The sequence below is a fragment of the Streptomyces griseorubiginosus genome (genome assembly GCF_017614965.1).
Lineage (GTDB): Bacteria > Actinomycetota > Actinomycetes > Streptomycetales > Streptomycetaceae > Streptomyces > Streptomyces griseorubiginosus_B.
This window is the reverse complement of the sequence record NZ_WVUG01000635.1, coordinates 1-1,516: the sequence shown is the minus strand read 5'-3', so window position 1 is coordinate 1,516 and position 1,516 is coordinate 1. Positions and strand designations below refer to the sequence as shown.

Below are 1,516 nucleotides of genomic sequence, written 5' to 3'. Positions count from 1 at the left end.
CCCCTGAACAGCCCCGCGGGGGCACGAATGGGCCACCCCTGGGGGCTGGGGCCGGTGGTTCCCACCCCAATGGGAACCACCCGCCCCGTTCCGCGCGGCCACGACCGGACGGACCGACGGCTTTCGGCCGTCCGTGTCCCGCACCTCACGGAGCCAGCGACCGACGCGCTGCTCACGCGCCGGAGGAGGGCGTCTTACGACGCCGGTGGTAGGCCGGGTCGTACGCCGTGGCGCACGACCGGGCGTGGACCGGTCGTATGCCGTGGCGTACGCCGGTGGTGGAGCAGTCGTATGCCGTGGCGTCCCGCGACGCCGGGGCTGATGCTGCGGATGCCGGGGGCGGGAGCGCGGCTATGGCGGCAGGGAGTGACCGGTCGGGTGGTCGAGGGGGCGTACGCGCCGAGCCTCACCGGGACATTTCCGGCGCCGGATCCGGTCGCGCTCCGGGGAGTGGGACCGGCGGCCGGGCCGGAGGGTCGGCGGGCTCCGTCCGGAGATTCCGGGGATCCGGACCGGCGAGCGCCCTGTTCCGCCCCGGGGCTACCTAGGCGGGGGAAACGGGAACGTCCCGGTGCCTGTCCCGGGGGGAGTCCACGTCGGCGCGGGCCGCGGCGCCGACCAGAAGCCGCAGCGGCGCCCGCTGGTCGAGCGCGACGGCGTACGCGTCGCCGTGCCGCGAGGTGCCGCTGTCGACGGCGTTACGGCTGCTCAGCTCACCGGTCGGGTCACCGCCCGGAGCCTGGTGCACCGGGACGTACCCGATGACCTCGCTCCGCTGTCCGCCGCCGCCATGGCCCGAGGCACGCGCCGTACGGGTGTCCAGGCCCGGTTTCGGCCCGTACGTCGTCCCGCGCACCGCCACTCCGGAACGGCCGTCGGCGGAACCCGCGCCCGTCGCCGACCGCCCCGCACCGTCACCCGGCGGCGGAGCCGGCGCCGGCAGCGTCTGCCCCGGGCCGGTCGGAAGTCCGGGCACCGAGGGGAGCGAGGGCAGGCCGGGGATTCCGGGCAACGACGGTACGCCGGGCTGGGTCGGGACGACCGGCAGCGCCGGCAACGACGACAGCGGCGGCAATGACGACAGCGGCGGTATCTGCGCGGTCTGCGCGGTCACCTCGCCGAGTGCGTCGGTCACCGCCACGACGACTCCGCCGACCGGCTGCAGGACGTGCCCGCCGACACCCTGGACAAGGCCGTCTTCGGCGGACCCGAGGATGTGGTCACCGGCGCCCGGGAGCGTGATGGGGGCGGCCGGGGGCAACGGTGCCGGGCCGCCCGACCGGGCTTCGGGGCTGGCTCCGGTCGGCTGCGGGGCCGGATCGGGGTCCGGGCTCGACGGCTTCGGGTTGGCCGGGTTCTCGGGCCTCGGGGACGGTGAGGAGGGGTGCGCGGGAGCCGTCGGCCAAGGCTTGGCCGGAGTCTCCGGCTGAGGCGGGACCGGGGATTCGGCCCGGGGGACCGGGGGCGGCCCAGGGACCAACGGCCGGTCGTCGACGAACGCGGCCGGCGCCTGGAC

1 protein-coding gene is annotated in these 1,516 nt (G+C 76.6%); it reads right to left on the bottom strand.

What is annotated here, in order from left to right; genetic code table 11:
• Nucleotides 1-544: 544 nt before the first annotated feature.
• Nucleotides 545-1,516, bottom strand: a 972-nt coding sequence (locus GRC12_RS44375) for a hypothetical protein (RefSeq protein WP_208786085.1), incomplete at its 5' end; no start/stop codon positions are given.